Origin of the sequence: Marinomonas sp. THO17, assembly GCF_040436405.1 — a bacterium.
Taxonomy (GTDB): Bacteria; Pseudomonadota; Gammaproteobacteria; order Pseudomonadales; family Marinomonadaceae; genus Marinomonas.
Genome location: NZ_AP031575.1, coordinates 3110729 through 3129635, shown reverse-complemented (window position 1 = coordinate 3129635; position 18907 = coordinate 3110729). Strand labels below are relative to the sequence as shown.

Sequence of the window (18907 nt, the reverse complement as noted above, 5' to 3'; positions counted from 1 at the left end):
GATAATTTCATCTATAAGGAAGTGCTGCATGTTTCAGAAATTACCCTCTCTCAACGCAATTCGAGCATTTGAGGCCTCTGCTCGACTTGGCAGTTTCAAAGATGCAGCCATTGAACTCCATGTCACAGCAACGGCCATTTCCCATCAAATTCGTGGTCTGGAAGAAAAATTGAATATAAGACTCTTCGAGCGACAAACCAGAAAGGTCATCCTCACACCAGAAGGCAAAATATTGGCGGAAGCGGCTCATCAATCTTTACAAGGATTACTGGCAAAAATTAACTACCTACAAAAAGCCCCCAATGATTTAACCATCAGTACGACAAACTCATTTGCAAGTAAATGGCTCGTCCCAAACTTGGGTAAATTTCAGGCATTGTATCCTGATATCAATATTCAGATACGGGGTGAAGATGAAATGGTAGACATAGAAAACGACAGACGAATCGATTTGGTTATCCGCTACGGTGACGGGTCAAAAAATACTGAGAAAAGCAGACTCATTAAAAAAACCTTGTTTACAGAATACTTTTCTCTTTACGCCACACCGGGTTACTGGCAAGCATTAAATCGCGATAAGCAACCAATACAGCTTTTTGCGACTCAATGGAAAAACCCTAACTTAGCCCCCTTGAACATAGAAGAGCAGCTACTTAAAAAACACTTAAACATGAAAATCCAATATTTCAATGATGAAAGCTTCACTGTTCAGGCTGCATTATCAGGTCAAGGCATTGCTCTGCTGGGTAGAATTACTGCCAAGCACTCCCTTGAAAAGGGTTGGTTACAGAGTGGGGAAAAAAATTACTCTGTGCAAATTCCCGGGCAGGATTACTATTTACTCATCCCCCAAAGAGTCGCTCACTTAACTTCAGTAAGAGAATTTGAGCAATGGATTATCAAGATGATGCACCTCTAAATTGGATGTCCACAATCACTCCATAGAAATTGACCATTAAGTCAGTCTATTTCGACTACACTTGTCAGCACATTTGAAAAGGAGAATTTTTTATGTCTTACCGTGCTATTAAGCTCGTTAAACGTCCTGAGCTTGAAATCAACGCAGATCAGTTTGAACTGGTTACTGAAGACATACCAAAACCCGCTGTAGGTGAGGTTCTTGTGAAATTAACGCATCTATCCCTTGATCCTGCCATGCGTGGTTGGATGAGTGCCGATGAAAACAGCTATATTCCTCCAGTGAAGTTAGGCGATACCATGCGCGCTAGCGGTATAGGTGAAGTGGTTGCTTCTGAAAACGATAAATTCCCCATAGGTAGCCGTGTGATGGGACTCATGGGCTTAACGGAATACGCTCTCAGCAATGGCGACAATCTTAATCACATCCCTAAAGAACTCCCAGCAGAAGCCATTTTATCTGTCATCGCCCTTCCCGGCATTACGGCTTATCATGGTGTATTTGAAGTGTTGAAACCTGAAGCAGGTCAAACTCTGATTGTCACCGCGGCAGCAGGCTCTGTTGGTTCTCTAGTGGGACAAATGGCCAAGAATAAAGGTCTGAAGGTGATTGGTGTGGCCGGTTCAGATGAAAAATGTCAATGGTTGACCAGCGAACTGGGCTTCCATCATGCGATCAATTACAAGGATGCAGATTTTGTCGAGCAATTACACAATGCCACACCAGAGGGCATTGATCTGTTTTTTGAAAATACCGGTGGCACAGCGCAAGGGCCAATCTTTGAACGTATGAATCCACATGGCCGCATTGCTGTATGCGGTTTGATTGCCGATTACCAAAGCAAAGAACCAGCACCAGGCCCCAGCTGGGTGGGTATTATCAAACGCCGTCTCTGCATCCAAGGCTTCACCATGCCAGATCATTTTCACCGTATTCCAGAATACGGAACAGCCTTGGGAGCCATGTTGGCAAATGGAGAATTAAAATACCGTGCTCATACCTTGAAAGGTTTAGAAAGTGCCATTAGCGGAATCAACTTACTGTTTGAAGGCAAAAACCAAGGTAAATTGATTGTGGCGCTATAAATGCTCTTGCAATAAAAAGCTTCTTAGCAATAAAAAGCTTATTGGCAATAAAAAAGGGAAGCCGAGGCTTCCCTTTTCCAAATTCACTCTGCGAACTTATTTGCCAGTCGCACGTGAAACGTATTCGCCCGTACGGGTATCCACACGCAAGACTTCACCAATGTTTATGAACAAAGGCACACGTACCATAGCGCCTGTGGTCAAGAAAGCAGGCTTAGAACCACCGTTGGCTGTGTCACCTTTTACACCCGGATCCGTTTCTACCACTTCCAACTCAATGAAGTTAGGTGGCGTAACCGCTAATGGTGCACCGTTGTACAAGGTCACAACGTATTTCTCTTGTTCCTTCAACCAATGCTTCGTATCAGCAATGGCATTTTCGTCTGCTGCGTGTTGCTCAAATGAACCATCAACCGCCATGAAGTGCCAGAACTCACCGTCTGTGTACAAGTATTCCATGTCAGTATCCATAACATCAGCCGCTTCCAGTGTGTCGCCTGACTTAAAGGTACGTTCCCAAACACGGCCTGTTTTTAGGTTACGTAATTTCAAACGGTTAAAGGCCTGACCTTTACCGGGTTTTACATGTTCATTGTCCAATACCGCACATGGATCGCCATCGACCATTACTTTTGTGCCACCACGCATGTCACTGGTAGAAATATTTGCCATACATCCTCACCGTATATGTTTAGAGAAAAAGCTCTGACTGGCGTATCATGTCAGCCTAAGATCTCTGCAAACGTTTTTAAGCCTATGATGATAAAATGGCGTTTGCAGAGATCTTTGTGAGCCAATCGGCCAAGTGGCCAAAACCTTGGCGCAATCATAACCTAAATAAACTCAATTTTGCAGATATTTGACGTGATACCAATTCAAACTGAACGCCACCTAAGCTGGACCGAGCATCTCAAACAAGCCATTAGCTCATTACCTGAGCTGGTTGATCATTTAGGCTTATCACAAGAACTGATACCACAAGGTATCGAAGCCCATAATAGCTTTCGTTTATTGGCACCGCGACCTTATGTAGCACGTATGGAATACGGCAATCCAAACGATCCTCTGCTGCAACAAATTTTGCCCAGCGCACGAGAAATGCAGAAAGTGGCAGGCTACTCCACAGACCCACTGGCCGAGGCCGAGCACACTCCGCAAAAAGCCCTCGTTCATAAGTACAAACGCCGTCTTTTGGTGATTACCACAGGCGTGTGTGCGGTCAATTGTCGCTACTGTTTTAGACGCCATTTTCCCTATGGCGACAATCAGTTAGCACAAGCTGAATGGCAAAGCGTGTTTGCTTACTTACAAGATCACCCAGAAATAAACGAAGTCATTTTAAGCGGCGGCGACCCTTTGATGATGAAAGACAGTCTCTTGGCGGATAAGGTGCGACAGCTTGAAAACTTGCAGCAAATCAAACGCTTGCGCATTCACACTCGCTTACCCGTAGTGATTCCAGAACGCATCAATGAGGAATTACTGACTTGGATCAAAAGCAGCCGTTTGGACATTGTCATGGTTTGGCATATTAATCACGCGAATGAAGTAGATCAGGCAATTACACAAGCCAGTAATAAGCTCAAACAGGCTGGCGTGACTTTGCTCAATCAAGGGGTGTTACTCAAAGGCATTAATGATCAAGTGGAAGATCAGGTGAACTTGAGCGAAGCCTTGTTTGCCGCTGGAATTCTACCCTATTACCTGTTCACACTGGATGCCGTTGAAGGGGCAGCACACTTTGACATTAGCATTGAAGAAGCACAGGTCTTGATGGGCAAGGTGGCCGCCGAATTGCCCGGTTATCTGGTACCCAAACTCGCCAAAGAAATTCCCGGTCAACAAGCCAAAACCTTATACGCACCACGGATAGAGTCCAACGCCTAACACTTGAAAAAAGGCGCTCAGCGCAACAAAGCAATACGCCCTGTGCTCACCACCTTGCGATCCAATGTGATACGGGGCGCCAACTGATACAAGTCACCGTTCAAGCCGACTAACTGATGGGGCACGTGGCTTGCTTTTGCCACATCGGCATTGGCCGCTAAATGGGCAGCTTCACCATGCACTGGAATGGCCACTTGCGGCTGTACCCAAGAATAAAGTTGTTGCAACTCATCGCGATAGGGGTGGCCACTGACATGAATTGGCAGGTCGGTGTCTTGTTGTTGCAGAGTACGAATGTTCTGCCCCTTAAATTGACTCACTAAGCGCAGGATGTCATTTTCGTTACCCGGAATCATCATGGCAGAAAACAGCACCAGATCATCGGCTTCTAGGGTCAAATCAAAGCAATTATTGGCCGCCAAGCGATTCAGGGTCGCTCGCGGCTCACCTTGACTCCCGGTGGCCACCGCCAACACTTCTTCGCGCGGTAAATACCCCACATGAGCCGCATCAATTAAGGGTAAATCATCGGGCCAATAGCCTGTCGCTTTGGCAATGTTCACCATGTTGATCATGGAACGCCCCAACAAGGCCAAATAGCGCCCCGTCTCTCTTGCTACCTTGCCAAGGGACACCAAACGCGCCAAGTTACTGCTAAAACACCCCACTACAACACGATTTCTCTCGGTTTTTATGGTCTCCAGTAAGGCTTGATAACAGGCTTCCTCAGAGACAGAATGGCCTTTCTGTAACGCATTGGTGGAATCACACACCATGGCGAGAATATCTTGCTTCGCCAAGGCACGAAAACGCTGCGCATCAAAGCCTTCACCTAACACGGGTGACAGATCGATTTTCCAATCACCAGTATGAAACACGCGACCCGCTTGAGTCTCTATGATTAGCGCAAAGGCTTCTGGCGTAGAATGGGTCAGACTCAGCCAAGAGACGGTAAACACACCGATTGTTTGCGACTGCTGATCCGCCACTTCAATGATGGGCACTTCCTCAAGCAAGCCCACTTGCGCCAATTTACGGCGCAACACTTCGGCGGTGAACTTAGTGGTATAAACAGGACACTTAAAGCGTCGCCACAAATAAGGTAAAGCTCCTACGTGGTCTTCATGTGCATGGGTGATGACTATGCCCACCAAACGCTCTTTTTGATCACTGATAAATTTTGGATCGGCACTTACTATTTCTGAGGTTCGAACCTCTTTGGGGGTCAGAGGTTCGTTAAAAGACACACCACAGTCCACCATCAGCCACTGCCCATCATGACCATATAGATTTAAGTTCATGCCGATTTCGCCAGTACCACCAAGCGGGAGAAACCATAAGTCTTGACGGGATGGAATGAGATTTGTGATGAGAGGCTCCTTAGGTTGCATTGCCCTTGTGAATAATAACACAAGCGATAAACTGACATAGATTATTGAGAATATGATATTTTCTCTGGGTTACTATTACTCCTGTTTTTTTATTACCTACTGTCATGGAATGTTAGTTTGAATTATTCAGTCACCACCAAATTAGCCAAAGGCGTTGCCTTCTTCATTGTCCTTGCTTGTATCGCTATTTTTGTTCTTTATTTGGTGCAAAAATTTGGCAGTAACTACGCAGAAGAAAAAATTCAGCAGCGGATTCGTAACGCAGGGTTAACGCACTTGATTCACTATGAGCGTCTGCATCTGGACCCCTTTACTTTAACGCCTTCATTAGAAGAGGTTCGTATTGGCCCGGCTTCCGCTCCTTGGTTTTATTTGGCGCGTATTTCGTTCAATTCATATTTATTCAAGAAGCCCAATTTGGACGTGAATTTCTGGATCAAAGAAACGCCAGTGAACCAGCTGGCCGCCAGCAGTGCCAGTCTATTGCGCCATGCCGGTTTGCAGACATTATTGGGCAAAGGGCATTTTCGCTCTCAAGTCGATGGGGATGAGGTCACATCACAACTGCATTTGGACATTAAGGATTTGGGTAAATGGAACCTCACCAGTGACAGCTTAGTTGATCAAAGCCCACTTAATTTAACCGAAGTCCGTACCGATTTGCTGGCCTCCATCGCCCTTGGCCAACCCGAAGCCGTACTGATTATTTACGGTGATAAACTCAAGCTTGAGGAGGCACAGCTCAGCTTTGACAATGCTGGCTTATATCAACACCTACTGCAAGCCTGGCAAACACCAGACTTGGCCTTGTTGAGTCTGCAAAATCACATTGCTCAATGGGGGTTAGCGCCAGCCAATAGCCGCACCGCTCGGCAAATGGCACAAGGCCTGTATCAGCTTATCGAACAAGATCAAAGCCTAGCCGTCACACTGCAACCAGCAGACCCCATCAGTTTAAAAGAATGGGTTTTATTGACGGGGGAAAAAGGCGTAGCAGAATCGACAAATATGGCCATTAGCCAGCACCAAAATTAACCATAATGAACCCTCTGGAAAAGTCAGCAAAAGGTCTCTGCAATGGCACCATCTCAACTTTCTAATCAACCAAGTGTGACCATTTTGGTGGACGTGCAGAACATTTATTACACCACACGACAGGCGTTTTCGCGATCATTTGACTATAACGCCTTTTGGCGACAGGTAACGGACCAGCGACAGCTGGTAAAAGCCATTGCTTATGCCACGGATCGGGGGGATGAAAAGCAACGTCAATTCCAAAACATATTACGCGCCATAGGTTTTGAGGTGAAATTAAAGCCTTTTATTCAACGTGCCGATGGCTCCGCCAAAGGCGATTGGGATGTGGGCATTACCATTGATGCCTTAGAATACGGTCGCGATGCGGATATCTTAGTACTGGCATCCGGCGATGGGGATTTTGATTTACTGGCCAAAACCTTGATAAATAAACATCACACCAAGGTGGAAGTATTTGGTGTGGAAGCCTTAACCGCACAATCTCTTATTCAAGCAGCCAGTGACTTCATCGCCATCGGTAACAAATTATTACTGAAATAAGTCAAACTCATCTATTCATTTGAGAGAGAATATGGGCCCCAAAAATGATGCCTTATTTTTCTTAGAGAAGTAGATAAATGAGTTATGCTGTCGAATCACTATTTCAAGAGACACGAAATACGCTGCATAAATGGCTGAGCTTAAGCACAGGCATTATTGTTTTGTTTTTCTGCTTGCTGAATACTTTTATGCTCGATCAGCAAAAATTAGGCTTAATTCAGCTAGGTTTGAGCCTCCTTAATTTCTACTTTTATTGGGTTGCAAAAGGTCAACGAACCCAAGCTTGGCATCGTCATTTGTTCATCATCAGCCTTTGCGTCACTGCATTGTTTGCCTTTGCTTATGCGGATTTACGGGCAGGGGCTGCATACTGGTTGATATTACTGCCCGCGGTTTTCTGCTTACTAGGCGGTGCCAAAGCAGGACTTTGTTACACCATATTGGCTTCTTTTCCTGCCATTTTTATTATTTATTTCCGCTCCGACAGCGACAGCTATATTCCATACCGCGCCATCCTCAATTATGTATTAGCTTACTATATGGTCTACGGCGTCTGTTATCTCTACGAAATACAACAAAGCAAACAGCACCAGAAGCTCAAAACCATGGCCTTTGAAGACCCATTAACAGGGGCCAAAAACCGTCACGCCTTAAAACTGTTTTTTGAGAATTTTAATCGTGAAACCAAAAACCTGTATAACGATCTAAAATGGGCCACGCGTTTATTAATTGTCGATATTGATTTCTTTAAAACGATTAACGATAAATACGGCCACGAAGTGGGCGACCAAGTTCTGATCGAGTTGGCGGAACTGTTGCAATTTTATGCGGGGAAAGATCATGTTTATCGCTTTGGGGGGGAAGAATTTTTAATCATTTTAAAGGATACCACCTCTTCGCAAGCCTATGATTTTGCTGAAAACATTCGCCAGCGTGTGGAAGCGTCTGTGTTCCGCGCCAGCCATCATCAAATCAATATTACCGTCAGTATTGGCATTGCCAAGCTTCAACAAGGTCATTCCTTTAGAAAATTTCTTAGGGCGGCTGACAAAAACCTCTATTCAGCCAAACACAAAGGTCGCAATCTGGTGCACCATAATGACTTGGTTGATGAGCTCAACTAAGGAAGGTCTCTAAATACAGGGCTTCGACCTTTTTCCGTGCCCAAGGCGTACGACGCAGAAACTTGAGACTGGATTTCACCGATGGATCTGTTTTAAAGCAGTTAATATTGATGAGCCAAGACAATTCCTGCCAACCATAATGCGCTTGCAGTTGTGTCACCATTTTTTCTAACGTAACGCCATGCAATGGGTTATTTTGCTGAGTTTGTGACAAATGATTCCCCTTTATTCAGTATCCTCCTAGTATAACTCATCGACCTAATTTGACTATTGCACAAAATCCCCGAAGAATAAGCCCATCATTATATAGGAGTAACAACAAATGGGTATTTTATCTGGTCTGAAAGGGCTATTTTCCGGCGCTACAACAGGGGCAGAGAAAGTCGAAGAAGCCATTGAATACAATGGTTACCAAATTATTCCAGCGCCAATGAAAGACGGCGGCCAGTATCGCGTGGCAGCCACCATTACCTTAGGCGAAGGAGAAGAACAAAAAGTGCACAATTTCATCCGTTCAGACCTCATGGCAAACCGCGATGAATGCATTGAAATCACCATTCGTAAAGCCAAATTGACCATTGATCAGTTAGGCAAAAACCTGTTCAACTGATTTTTTAAATAGAACTGATTTTTAAAAAAGAACTGATTTAAAAAAATAGTGCCGACAAAAACTTATCGAAAAACACTTACTGCAAAAAGGACATACCCATCATGAGCGTACCAATAGGACAAGCCTGGCGTTTACTGAATCAAGGTGAAGACCAATTGGGCGCGGATTTCTATTTCCGAACTTTCGCTTTCCCTGGCCCAAAGACACAGGTTCACACCACGCTGATTCACCATTTGGGAAATCAACAGGCCAGTAAAGCAATCTTGTATGTACATGGCTATACGGACTATTTTTTTCAGGCCGGTTTGGCACAACACTTTGTTGAACAAGGTTACCGTTTTTACGCGGTGGACTTACAGGGTTATGGTCGCTCAATCCGCCCATCAACTCCGCCCAACTGGTGCGATTCGGTAGACCAGTACAGCCAAGATTTGGACATTGCTCTGGCCACCATGAAGCAAGATGGTGTTGAGCAAGTAGTGATATTGGCCCATTCTACTGGCGGTCTCGTTGTCTCCACTTATCTGGCGCAGCCTTATGCTTTACCTGAGCGGGAAAGTCATTATCAAATGCCGTTTCCCGAGGTAATCGGCTTGATGCTCAACAGTCCATTTTTAGCCTTGCCCTTTTCTCCGGCAGTGCTAAACCGCATCAGTTGGCCAATTCGCATCTTGGTATCAGCATTGCCCTTTTCTTTTATACGCGCCAAGAAGATCTCCATTTACGCCAAAACCTTACACTGTCGTTTTGGTGGAGAGTGGGACTATCGACTCGACTGGAAACCCGCCGAAGGCTTTGATCTGTCCTTCCATTGGCTCAAAGAAATCATTCTGGCACAGCGTAATTTGGCACAACAAAGTATCCGCATACCCACCCTATTGTGCCGTTCCAAAATCAGCACCATTGGCAAAGCCAGTGTTATTGAAACCCAGCAAGGTGATGGTGTGCTGGACGTAAACAGCATGAAGCAAGCTGCCCAGAGAAGCTTTGCCAATCTAACGGAAGCGGTGATTGATAAAGGCTTTCATGATCTGTATCTGTCTCATGAAAGTGCCAGAAACGACTATTTAAACGCCATGGACGAATGGTTGGGGACACTCATACCTGAAGACGACTCAACGTCAGATTAACTTCCTTGGCGACGCATCACCCAGTCCAATAAATAGGTTGGTAAAAGCCGTTTCATCAGTGCTGCGGCATAGGTGGGTGTAGTCACATAATAGCGAGCTTTAGGACGCGGCGATTCTAAGGCATGAAGCAATTTCTTCACCACCGCACTGGCTGGCAGAGTGTGTGACGATGTCGCTCCTTCTTTGCTCAAACGAGCAATGGCTTCTTGATAACCTTGTTGATGGCGGCTAGCCGTGATATCAATATTGTCTTTTAACGCTTGCAGAGCATTGGCACGAAAACGACTCTCGATGGGACCAGGCTCAATCAAACTGACTTTCAATGGCGTGTCATATAACTCCATTCGCAGGGTATCCGTCAGCCCTTCCAAAGCAAATTTGCTGGCGTTATAAGCGCCTCGAAATGGCGCGGCAACCAAACCCAACACTGAGCTATTTTGCACGATGCGACCATATCCTTGCGACAGCATCAACTGGATCACTCGCGTGGTTAAATCGTGAGTACCAAATACATTGGCTTCAAATTGCTCTCGCAATGCCGCCACAGGCAAATCTTCTACTGCACCAGGTTGTCCATAAGCACCATTATTAAACAAGGCAAACAAGTATCCACCTGTGATCTCCAAGGTGGCGGCAAGACCTTTCTCAATGGAATTTGGATCCGCTAAATCGAGCTGCACCACATGCTTAATGCCTTGTGCTTTTAAAGCATCAACATCTTTTTGCTGACGACAACTGGCCACCACCAGAAAGTTTCGCTGCTGCAATAGGCGTGCGGCTTCCAATCCAATACCACTGGAACAACCCGTTATCAGCACAGAATATTGCATAGCATTAACCCTTATAATAGAAATGATATGGACTCCCACCTCTTCGCTGATAAACAAAGCTCTTAAACAAAGCTCTTAAACAAAGTTACCTTGGTGGGCCCCTTCCGAGGGACTATTATGCGAGTTGATCGAGATTTAGCAAAAACTATTTTGCCCTTGAGAGAGGTAAACTTCCCTAAAGGAAGGTGCGAATAAGTCTTCTGGACATCAGTCTTATCAGAGAAATGGCCTATCAAGGCAAGGGTGAGCAGGAATGTTAATACCTTTCAATCACTCTTAACACAGAGAGGCCGTTTCTCTGAAAGACCCGAAGGGCGTGGTCTAAGCTCTCTTTATTCTTTGTTAAGCTTCTTGCCAATATGCTTATATTGGACGGCGAAACTTGCCTCGAATAAAAGAGAGTTATCCACACGCTGAAGTCAGTGGACTTGTTCGTACCTTCCTTAAGTAACAATGAGCTTTGAAGCCTAAAGAGTATCCTTGCATTGCCCTGATGATGAATCAGGGGTCAACCCAAGAAACATTGCCAGTGATTGTTTACCTCACTAAAAACAAAGCAACGCCATTTAATAAACGAAAACAACCGCTATTCTCAAAGCCCCTATTCACTGGTAATGACATTTGCTTTACGAGATTCATGTGGTATAAAACTAGAATGGAAATGGATATTTCTATCCAATTATTTCAGCGAAAGAACAAATATAACAAAGTGCTTTCCATTGAAGTATTCGAATTCAAATAATAACCCTCTGTTTTCGTCCTATTATAATAATTAGCCTATATATATTTTTTACTAGGGATGGTGAGAATAAGTCTTCTGAACTTCAGTCCTATCATAGATGCCCTCTATCAAGGCAAGAGTGAGATGGAATAGTAATAACAATCACTCTTAATAAATACAGACAGATGGTTTCTCTACAAGGCCTGAAGAAGACCTATGCGGATGTCGCCCAACAGTGCAGTAACAGAGCCATAATCAATGGTTCTACTCGCCCCCTTCTAGTTAATATATCTAAACCATTGAAATATTCGCGGTTTTCATTGAGAATGCAAATCGTTGATCTGTATTATTATTTAATAAAATAATCATAAATATAAACGATAATAAACCTAGTCTAAATATAAATATAAACATGCATGAAAAGTAAAATTCATGATGTAAGTTGATAATGTCCGCCACTTATCATCGACATCAGCCTAAGGAAGGCACGAACAAGTCCACTGACTACGGCGTGTGAATAACTCTCTTTTATTCGAGGCAAGTTTCGCCGTCCAATATTGAACATATTGGCAAGAAGCTTAACAAAGAATAAAGAGGGCTTAGACCACACCCTTACGGTCTTTCAGAAGACTTATTCGCACCTTGTCTGGCTTAAATGCAAGTAATTGAAATAACAGGAAGGTATCAATGTTTCTTAGTTCAATAAAAATTGGCCATAAATTATGGATCATTATAGCTTCCATGCTATTCGTTCTGATTATTTTTGAAGGTTTGGCCTATAAACAGCTTTATCAAGACTTACTGAATGGACGTAAGGAGATGGTGAAATCTCAAGTTGAAAACGCGCATTCATTAGTCACTTTTTACACTCAGCAAGTTCCCGTCATTGGTGAAGCTGCGGCGCAGCAAGAAGCGTTAAAAGCATTAGCCAGTTTACGTTATGAAGGCAACGGCTATTTTTGGGTAAATGATATGGATGCCAACATCTTAATGCATCCTATTAAACCTGAGCTGGATGGTAAAAACATGTTCAATAGCCAAGATATTACCGGCGCTTATCATTGGCAAAAGATGGTGTCTACAGTCAAAAAAGCCGGTGAAGGTTTTGTTAGCTATTACTTTCAGCCACCTAATTCAGCCCCACCATTGGAAAAGATTTCCTTTGTCAAAGGGGTTGATCAATGGGGTTGGATTATTGGCAGTGGCGTTCTGTATGAAGAAGTAGCCAATCGATTTTGGTCAAGCCTACAAAGGTCGATTATTATTCAAGTGATTCTTGTCGGTTTAGTATTGGCTCTTTGTATCAGTATTGTGCGCAATATTACTCGTCCTTTAAGTAAGGTTACCCAACATTTGCAAAGCATTGCTAATGGCGACATGACGCAGTCACTCAACATGCAACGTAATGATGAAATTGGCTTACTGACCACAGCATCCAATACGGTATCCCATTCTCTAAACACCACCCTAGCGCAATTCGCACACTCTATTTTGGCCCTAAAAGAAGTATGTGAAAACATGCGTACGCGCTCACAAAACACCCAACAAGGAATGAACAATCAGTTTGAAAAAGTGGATTCTTTGGCGACCGCGATGAATGAGATGTCCTACTCCATTAAAGACGTCGCTCAAAATGCCTTGGATACCGCTAATGCGACTCAGACGGTTCAACAAGTTACCCGTCAGAGCAGTCAAGAACTGGATACCACAAATGCAGATATCCAACATTTAACGGGACAGATTGAAAACGCCAATCACGTCATCTTAGAACTGCTAAATCAAACCAAAGACATAGATTCTGTATTGGGTGTCATTGGTGACATTTCAGAACAAACCAACCTGCTTGCTCTTAACGCCGCCATTGAAGCCGCACGAGCAGGTGAATTAGGACGAGGGTTTGCTGTGGTCGCTGACGAAGTAAGATCCTTGGCGAATCGCACCCAAGAATCCACCGTCGAAATTCGCAGTATTATCGAAAAACTACAACAGCAATCCACAGCCGCTTCTGAGTCGATGGCCAGCAGCACACAGGATGCGGAAAAAGGTGCCAAACAAGTACAATATGCCGTTGCCAAGTTAGGCGATATGCAGACGCAAATTGATGATGTCTCTAATCGCAGTCAGCATATTGCCTCCGCTGCTGAACAACAAGGTAGCGTGGCTGAAGACATCAACCATAACCTAATGGAAATAAAACACGTTTCTGAGAAAGTCTTAAGCGATGCTCAGCAAGTCACTGACAACAGCGATACCATCGCCAAGATGGCAGACGAGTTGAACACCAAAATCTCTCAGTTCCGTTTCTCTTAATACAACAAGCCATCATAGACTTTGCACTTGGTGTGAAGCCTATGATGGCTTGATCTACCTATAAAGCATTCATAGTGAAAGGCTCTTTTCTGAGAACCCCATCGTATAGATTAAACTCTGATTTAATATAACGAGGAACAATGACAAACGGAACCTTCGAGTCCCTCTGCAGTCCAACATCCATACCCAAGAATGTTTGATCTAAAACGGAGCACGTATGAAACCATTATTCAGCAGGGTTCCCCTTGTTACTCTCTGCTCCCTCGCTTTAGCAGCATGCACTACCCCAGAAGATATCCGTAAGAATCAAACAACAACAAAGCTAGTATTAAATACGTCAGGGCTTACCAAAGATGCGTATATCGAGGTCAATCATCATCTTGGTCAGTACAAGCTTCATTATAAAACGAATGATCTCAGCATCCGCCCAAGGCAAACCGTCGTATTTGTGCACGGTACACCGGGCAGTTGGTCTAGCTTTTCGAAATACTACCTCGAACAACCATTTGAACAAGAGTTTCGTCTCATTTCTTTAGATCGTCCAGGCTGGGGGGAATCCTCTTACCCCGGCGACGCTTTTCCCTTATCGTTAGAGACCCAATCACAACTGTTAGGCCCTATGCTGAAATCCATTTGGGAAAGTAATGACAGACAAAAATACACACTTGTCGGGCACTCATTAGGAGGATCTTTGGTGCCGCTACTCGCCGCAGATTACCCCCAATACATAAAAGGCGTCGTCATCCTAGCTGGCGACCTTGACGCCAAATTAGCCGCCGCTCGATGGTATAACCACGTCCTTGACTGGGTTCCAGAGGCGATCATTCCCGATATATGGAAACACTCAAACGACGAAGTACTTGCTTTGTCACCGGGGCTTGCAAACGCGAGAGAAAAATTCTCCGCCATTACCCAGCCAATTCAAGTGATACAAGGAACCGACGATGAACTTGTCCGACCGAATAATGCTTCCCTGGCCACCTCCTTGTTTAAAAACAGTAAAGTGCAAGTTAAGTGGCTCGCAGGGGCCGGCCACATCATCAACCTGACCCATGTTGATGATGTTAAACAAGCTATTCGGGAAATATCACACAATCCATAAAACGCCGTTACCTTAACCATCCTATAAACCGACTTAAGGAAAGTAAGAAGCAATAAAATAAGAAAAAGCGAGCCTCAGCTCGCTTTGCTCAGATGTATCGAACCCTGCATAAAGCCCTAATGCTTTACTGTAAGCATCAGAAAAGATGGCAATAAGCGTGTTATTTTTCACTCTGTGTTAAACATAAAAAAACTGTCAGCATCTATAAAATCAACCGCAATAGAAGTTGGGCTGAAAGTACACAAGTCTGAAACTGGTGTTAACGTGCCACTCCATCCATAAAGTATCGTCAAACTCACTACCGCTCTTCCTTCCAATTCCACAGCGTCATCTGGAAACCCATCAAAAGTCATATTTGGGTCAATACAAGCTCCCAATAAACCAATAAATTGCTGAATCAGGTAAGGAGAGGTAAACACAAGATCATTGAGCTGCGTGTCACGAGTCACTCTGTCCAGAATTGCTATTTGAGAAGCCACCTCTTGTTCCATAGTAATAGTCGGCGTGGCTTGCAAACCGCCCGACCAACCACGTTGTACGGTCAACTCGTAGTCGCCATTTTGATCGGTTAAGGCATGATTTAAATAGCCTTGAACTTGAGCATTTTTTACCGGTACTTGATTATCCGTTAATACACGACCGAACAAGGTTACCGTTTCAAAAGGGCGAGTATACAGAAATGACTGTTTTGCCCCCACCAGTAAGGTGCCGTTATCATAACCAAACGAGTAACCAAAATGAGTATTAGATTGATCCCCTAAAAGCGTTTCAGTAAGTTGCCACTGATCTTCTTGTTCATCAAACCGATAGATTTTTTTCAAGTAGTCATCGCCCACCAACAGTACGGAACCATCCAATTCAACATCATGGCCAAAATAACCACTTTGGTCATCAATATCGGTTTGCAGAATCCTCTGCCCAATCACCCAAGGCTGGTTGGAATGCTTACGCGTATACATCTGTATATAACCTTGACCATACACATAAGCGCTGACCGCCAAGGTATGTCGATCCACATCAAAAGCATAAGAAAATTTTTGATTATCCACATTCGGCAATTCGATAGGCGCTTCAATGACTTGCGTACGTTTCCATTGATCTTTTATGTTCTTATAAATGAACAATCTATCCGCACTAGAATCACTGATATAAAGCTCATTCTTAACCTTTTTCATGGTCACACCAAAAGATTGGTAGAAGCCCCGCGGCAAATCCGACGCATCCAGTTGCCTTTCATACTCCCAATGGTCATAACTTCGTTTATAAAGAAACACCTGTTGACCTGAGGTGTCTGCTACCGCAAGAAGATGATCATCAATATAAACACTGCCACCATAATTGCCTGGCAAATAGCCTGACGGTACAGTTAATGTTGTCATTAACAACCAATCATCGTCTGATCGCTTAAATACCCATACTTTGTTTTCTGAATACGAACCAACAGCGATAAATCTTTTACTCACACTGACATGTCGATTTGGACGACTGCTCCCTTGTACAGGCAGTTTTGGCCCCAGTTGCCACACCCCTTCTTTTTTGAAGATCACCTGCTCACCAAGAATACCGACTTTGTCATAAATCTCTGCCGCCCCTGATACACCGTCAATGGCGATTTGGCCACTTAAATCTATATTTTTGGCGTAAAGCGAGGTTGTAATAAGAAAAATAGTCAGTGCTATGAGGGTATTAAAGCGTCTCTTTGAGTGTCGTAAAGTCATCCTTTCATCCTTACTTTAATAATGTGATATTCGAATAAAGATAGGATGAAAAGCGCCTGACAAAGCACATCATGAAACTATCCCTATTCTTATGATGGCAAAGCAATGTGTGAGTAGAGAACAAAAAATCTCGCTTCTGTCCTCATCTGTTCACAGACATTGCCAGAAAAAAAGTAGACCATAAAAACGCATAAAACAATTTTTTACCCTTGCAACTAGCCAATTAAAATAAGCAGCAAGGAAATACAGTTTTTATTGTATTCAGCTTTCCAAAGAAGAAAAAAAAGATCTAGGGTAGGGGCAAGCATCACCAATGAAGAAACAAAAAAGCGAGCCGCAGCTCGCTTGGTTCCGCTTAATCAAACTCAGTCTAAAGCCCTAATGCTTTAGCATGATGTTCTAAATGCTCGTCGATAAAGCTGGCGATAAAATAATAGCTGTGATCATAACCCGGCTGACGACGCAGTGTCAGTGGATGTCCCACCGCTTCACAAGCCGCTTCCAAGGCTTCTGGCTTGAGCTGTTCTTCAAGGAAGTTATCCGCTTCCCCTTGATCCACCAACAAAGGCAAGCGCTCTTTGGCATTGGCGATCAATAAACTGGCGTCCCATTCTTGCCAAGTGCTCTTATCTTCTCCCAAATAGCCAGTAAAGGCCTTTTCACCCCAAGGACAATCCGTTGGGTTAGCAATAGGGGCAAACGCAGACACTGACTGATAATGTCCGGGGTTCTTTAAGGCACAAATTAAAGCACCATGTCCCCCCATGGAATGACCAGAAATGGAGCGTTCATTAGTGACAGGAAAATTCGCTTCAATCACATGTGGCAGTTCTTGCACCACATAGTCATACATATGATAAGTATGAGCATACGGCGCAACGCTTGCATTAAGATAAAAGCCTGCGGCTGAGCCAAAATCATAGCTATCATGTTCACCTGGGTAATCCGTACCACGCGGGCTGGTGTCTGGGCAAACAATGGCCAAACCCAATTCCGCCGCTTTACGAAATGCGCCGGCTTTTTGCGTGAAGTTTTCGTCGTTACAGGTTAACCCCGATAACCAATACAAGACTGGAACAGGCTGAGTTTCTGCTTGAGGTGGCAGATAAATCGCAAAGGTCATATCGCCTTTTACGGACAAACTTTCATGCTGGTAACGCTTTAACCAACCGCCGAAGCTTTTGGTGCTGGATATAAGTTCCATGTTTTTCTCCTGAGAACACACACCACCCAAGTTAGGCGGCATGTATTATGGCAATAAGGTATCCGTCCATACTCATTGGTCAAACAGAATAACGGTACGAATACTCTTACCTTCGTGCATCAAATGAAACGCCTCATTGATTTGCTCAAGCGGCATGGTGTGAGTCACAAAGGGATCGATTTCAATTTTGCCATTCATGTAGTCTTCCACGTAACCGGGTAATTGGCTGCGGCCTTTGACACCACCAAAGGCGGAGCCTTTCCACACGCGTCCGGTTACCAGTTGGAATGGACGGGTCGAGATTTCTTGACCTGCACCAGCCACACCTATGATGATGGATTCTCCCCAGCCTTTATGACAACACTCAAGGGCCTGACGCATGACTTGTACGTTACCTATGCATTCAAACGAATAATCTACGCCACCGTCTGTCATGTCGACGATCACTTGCTGAATCGGCGCTTCAAAGTTTTTCGGGTTAATGCAGTCGGTCGCGCCAAATTGTTGTGCCATTTCAAACTTAGACTCATTAATGTCAATGGCAATGATTTTCGATGCGCCCGCCATACGAGCCCCTTGAATAACGGACAAACCAATGCCGCCCAAACCAAACACTGCTACTGTGGCACCTTGTTCAACCTTGGCGGTATTCAAAACAGCGCCAATGCCCGTGGTGATACCACAACCTAGCAAACAGACTTTTTCCAGCGGTGCATCCACATGAATTTTTGCTAATGAGATTTCTGGTACCACACTGTATTCAGAGAAGGTGGATGTTCCCATGTAGTGATAAATGGGTTCGCCATTAATGCTGAAACGGCTGGTACCATCCGGCATTAAACCTTTACCTTGGGTTTCACGAACCGCCTGACACAAGTTGGTTTTACCTGAGGTACAGAATTTACATTCGCCACATTCGGCTGTGTACAAAGGAATCACGTGGTCGCCTGGTTTGAGGCTGGTCACGCCCTCACCTACGGCTTCTACCACACCCGCCCCTTCGTGGCCTAAGATAGCCGGAAAAATACCTTCTGGGTCTTCACCGGATAAGGTGAATGCATCCGTGTGACACACACCGGTTGCCACCATGCGCACCAATACTTCACCTGCTTGCGGATCTTGTACATCCACTTCTTCTATTTTGAGCGGTTGACCTGGGCCCCATGCTACAGCAGCTTTACATTTCATTGCGTACTCCAAAATTGGTTTGAATAGGACAATTTATTCATCAAGTAACAGCAGTGTAGTGGCAATTCATGAAAAGGATAATGCTCACATTGGCAATTTATTATTGTCAT

17 protein-coding genes are annotated in these 18907 nt (G+C 44.4%); 10 read left to right on the top strand and 7 right to left on the bottom strand.

Going from position 1 to position 18907, the window contains the following annotated elements; translation table 11 throughout:
- Nucleotides 1-28: 28 nt before the first annotated feature.
- On the top strand, nucleotides 29-919 hold the full coding sequence (locus tag ABXS85_RS14835; protein ID WP_353667301.1) for a LysR family transcriptional regulator: 891 nt from the start codon (nucleotides 29-31) through the stop codon (nucleotides 917-919).
- A gap of 92 nt (nucleotides 920-1011) precedes the next feature.
- Complete coding sequence (locus tag ABXS85_RS14830; RefSeq protein ID WP_353667300.1) at nucleotides 1012-2004, top strand: NADP-dependent oxidoreductase; 993 nt, start codon at nucleotides 1012-1014, stop codon at nucleotides 2002-2004.
- A 96-nt stretch (nucleotides 2005-2100) separates the two neighbouring features.
- Here ABXS85_RS14830 and efp read toward each other — a convergent pair whose 3' ends face one another.
- Nucleotides 2101-2676 (bottom strand): elongation factor P, encoded by a 576-nt coding sequence (efp, locus tag ABXS85_RS14825; protein ID WP_353667299.1) that lies wholly within the window; start codon nucleotides 2674-2676, stop codon nucleotides 2101-2103.
- 192 nt (nucleotides 2677-2868) lie between these two features.
- Here efp and epmB point away from each other — a divergent pair, with 192 nt between their 5' ends.
- On the top strand, nucleotides 2869-3891 hold the full coding sequence (gene epmB / locus ABXS85_RS14820; protein ID WP_353667298.1) for an EF-P beta-lysylation protein EpmB: 1023 nt from the start codon (nucleotides 2869-2871) through the stop codon (nucleotides 3889-3891).
- Nucleotides 3892-3908: 17 nt separating this feature from the next.
- Here the strand turns inward: epmB and ABXS85_RS14815 are convergent, their stop codons facing one another.
- Nucleotides 3909-5192, bottom strand: coding sequence for a ribonuclease J (locus tag ABXS85_RS14815; protein ID WP_353667297.1), 1284 nt, complete (start codon nucleotides 5190-5192; stop codon nucleotides 3909-3911).
- 207 nt (nucleotides 5193-5399) lie between these two features.
- Between ABXS85_RS14815 and ABXS85_RS14810 the strand changes: the two genes are divergently transcribed.
- From ABXS85_RS14810 to ABXS85_RS14800, 3 genes are all read left to right on the top strand, one after another.
- Nucleotides 5400-6317 carry a hypothetical protein gene (locus ABXS85_RS14810; RefSeq protein ID WP_353667296.1) on the top strand — a complete coding sequence of 306 codons (918 nt, stop codon included), beginning with the start codon at nucleotides 5400-5402 and terminating at the stop codon, nucleotides 6315-6317.
- Between the two features lie 42 nt (nucleotides 6318-6359).
- Nucleotides 6360-6860, top strand: coding sequence for an NYN domain-containing protein (locus tag ABXS85_RS14805; RefSeq protein WP_353667295.1), 501 nt, complete (start codon nucleotides 6360-6362; stop codon nucleotides 6858-6860).
- Between the two features lie 77 nt (nucleotides 6861-6937).
- The gene (locus tag ABXS85_RS14800) at nucleotides 6938-7984 is read left to right on the top strand and encodes a GGDEF domain-containing protein (RefSeq protein WP_353667294.1); all 1047 of its coding nucleotides are present in this window, start codon (nucleotides 6938-6940) and stop codon (nucleotides 7982-7984) included.
- Here the strand turns inward: ABXS85_RS14800 and ABXS85_RS14795 are convergent.
- Entirely contained in the window at nucleotides 7977-8198 is a 222-nt protein-coding gene (locus ABXS85_RS14795) for a VF530 family protein (RefSeq protein WP_353667293.1), read from the bottom strand. The genes ABXS85_RS14800 and ABXS85_RS14795 overlap by 8 nt on opposite strands.
- A gap of 108 nt (nucleotides 8199-8306) precedes the next feature.
- On the opposite strand from ABXS85_RS14795, the gene ABXS85_RS14790 reads away from it, so the two are divergent.
- Both ABXS85_RS14790 and ABXS85_RS14785 read left to right on the top strand, forming a co-directional pair.
- Nucleotides 8307-8594: an HlyU family transcriptional regulator gene (locus tag ABXS85_RS14790; RefSeq protein ID WP_353667292.1), complete on the top strand. Its 288-nt coding sequence runs from the start codon at nucleotides 8307-8309 to the stop codon at nucleotides 8592-8594.
- A 101-nt stretch (nucleotides 8595-8695) separates the two neighbouring features.
- Entirely contained in the window at nucleotides 8696-9724 is a 1029-nt protein-coding gene (locus ABXS85_RS14785) for an alpha/beta hydrolase (protein ID WP_353667291.1), read from the top strand.
- Here the strand turns inward: ABXS85_RS14785 and ABXS85_RS14780 are convergent.
- The gene (locus tag ABXS85_RS14780) at nucleotides 9721-10554 is read right to left on the bottom strand and encodes an SDR family oxidoreductase (protein WP_353667290.1); all 834 of its coding nucleotides are present in this window, start codon (nucleotides 10552-10554) and stop codon (nucleotides 9721-9723) included. The two genes, ABXS85_RS14785 and ABXS85_RS14780, sit on opposite strands and share 4 nt — an antisense overlap.
- Before the next feature lie 1408 nt (nucleotides 10555-11962).
- Between ABXS85_RS14780 and ABXS85_RS14775 the strand changes: the two genes are divergently transcribed.
- Together ABXS85_RS14775 and ABXS85_RS14770 are read left to right on the top strand one after the other, a co-directional pair.
- A complete protein-coding gene (locus tag ABXS85_RS14775) occupies nucleotides 11963-13585 on the top strand; it encodes a methyl-accepting chemotaxis protein (RefSeq protein WP_353667289.1) in 1623 nt (540 codons plus the stop codon).
- Nucleotides 13586-13802: 217 nt separating this feature from the next.
- A complete protein-coding gene (locus tag ABXS85_RS14770) occupies nucleotides 13803-14687 on the top strand; it encodes an alpha/beta hydrolase (protein WP_353667288.1) in 885 nt (294 codons plus the stop codon).
- A gap of 167 nt (nucleotides 14688-14854) precedes the next feature.
- Here the strand turns inward: ABXS85_RS14770 and ABXS85_RS14765 are convergent, their stop codons facing one another.
- From ABXS85_RS14765 to ABXS85_RS14755, 3 genes are all read right to left on the bottom strand, one after another.
- Nucleotides 14855-16405, bottom strand: coding sequence for a hypothetical protein (locus tag ABXS85_RS14765; RefSeq protein WP_353667287.1), 1551 nt, complete (start codon nucleotides 16403-16405; stop codon nucleotides 14855-14857).
- A 370-nt stretch (nucleotides 16406-16775) separates the two neighbouring features.
- On the bottom strand, nucleotides 16776-17609 hold the full coding sequence (fghA, locus tag ABXS85_RS14760) for an S-formylglutathione hydrolase (protein ID WP_353667286.1): 834 nt from the start codon (nucleotides 17607-17609) through the stop codon (nucleotides 16776-16778).
- Nucleotides 17610-17681: 72 nt separating this feature from the next.
- Nucleotides 17682-18797, bottom strand: coding sequence for an S-(hydroxymethyl)glutathione dehydrogenase/class III alcohol dehydrogenase (locus ABXS85_RS14755; protein WP_353667285.1), 1116 nt, complete (start codon nucleotides 18795-18797; stop codon nucleotides 17682-17684).
- Between the last annotated feature and the right edge of the window lie 110 nt (nucleotides 18798-18907).

Coding starts and splice junctions, on each gene's coding strand:
- ABXS85_RS14800 (WP_353667294.1), top strand. CDS start 6,938: ATGAGTTATGCTGTCGAATCACTATTTCAAGAGACACGAAATACGCTG.
- ABXS85_RS14815 (WP_353667297.1), bottom strand. CDS start 5,192: ATGAACTTAAATCTATATGGTCATGATGGGCAGTGGCTGATGGTGGAC.
- ABXS85_RS14790 (WP_353667292.1), top strand. CDS start 8,307: ATGGGTATTTTATCTGGTCTGAAAGGGCTATTTTCCGGCGCTACAACA.
- ABXS85_RS14835 (WP_353667301.1), top strand. CDS start 29: ATGTTTCAGAAATTACCCTCTCTCAACGCAATTCGAGCATTTGAGGCC.
- ABXS85_RS14785 (WP_353667291.1), top strand. CDS start 8,696: ATGAGCGTACCAATAGGACAAGCCTGGCGTTTACTGAATCAAGGTGAA.
- ABXS85_RS14770 (WP_353667288.1), top strand. CDS start 13,803: ATGAAACCATTATTCAGCAGGGTTCCCCTTGTTACTCTCTGCTCCCTC.
- ABXS85_RS14830 (WP_353667300.1), top strand. CDS start 1,012: ATGTCTTACCGTGCTATTAAGCTCGTTAAACGTCCTGAGCTTGAAATC.
- ABXS85_RS14805 (WP_353667295.1), top strand. CDS start 6,360: ATGGCACCATCTCAACTTTCTAATCAACCAAGTGTGACCATTTTGGTG.
- ABXS85_RS14755 (WP_353667285.1), bottom strand. CDS start 18,797: ATGAAATGTAAAGCTGCTGTAGCATGGGGCCCAGGTCAACCGCTCAAA.
- ABXS85_RS14775 (WP_353667289.1), top strand. CDS start 11,963: ATGTTTCTTAGTTCAATAAAAATTGGCCATAAATTATGGATCATTATA.
- efp (WP_353667299.1), bottom strand. CDS start 2,676: ATGGCAAATATTTCTACCAGTGACATGCGTGGTGGCACAAAAGTAATG.
- fghA (WP_353667286.1), bottom strand. CDS start 17,609: ATGGAACTTATATCCAGCACCAAAAGCTTCGGCGGTTGGTTAAAGCGT.
- ABXS85_RS14780 (WP_353667290.1), bottom strand. CDS start 10,554: ATGCAATATTCTGTGCTGATAACGGGTTGTTCCAGTGGTATTGGATTG.
- ABXS85_RS14765 (WP_353667287.1), bottom strand. CDS start 16,405: ATGACTTTACGACACTCAAAGAGACGCTTTAATACCCTCATAGCACTG.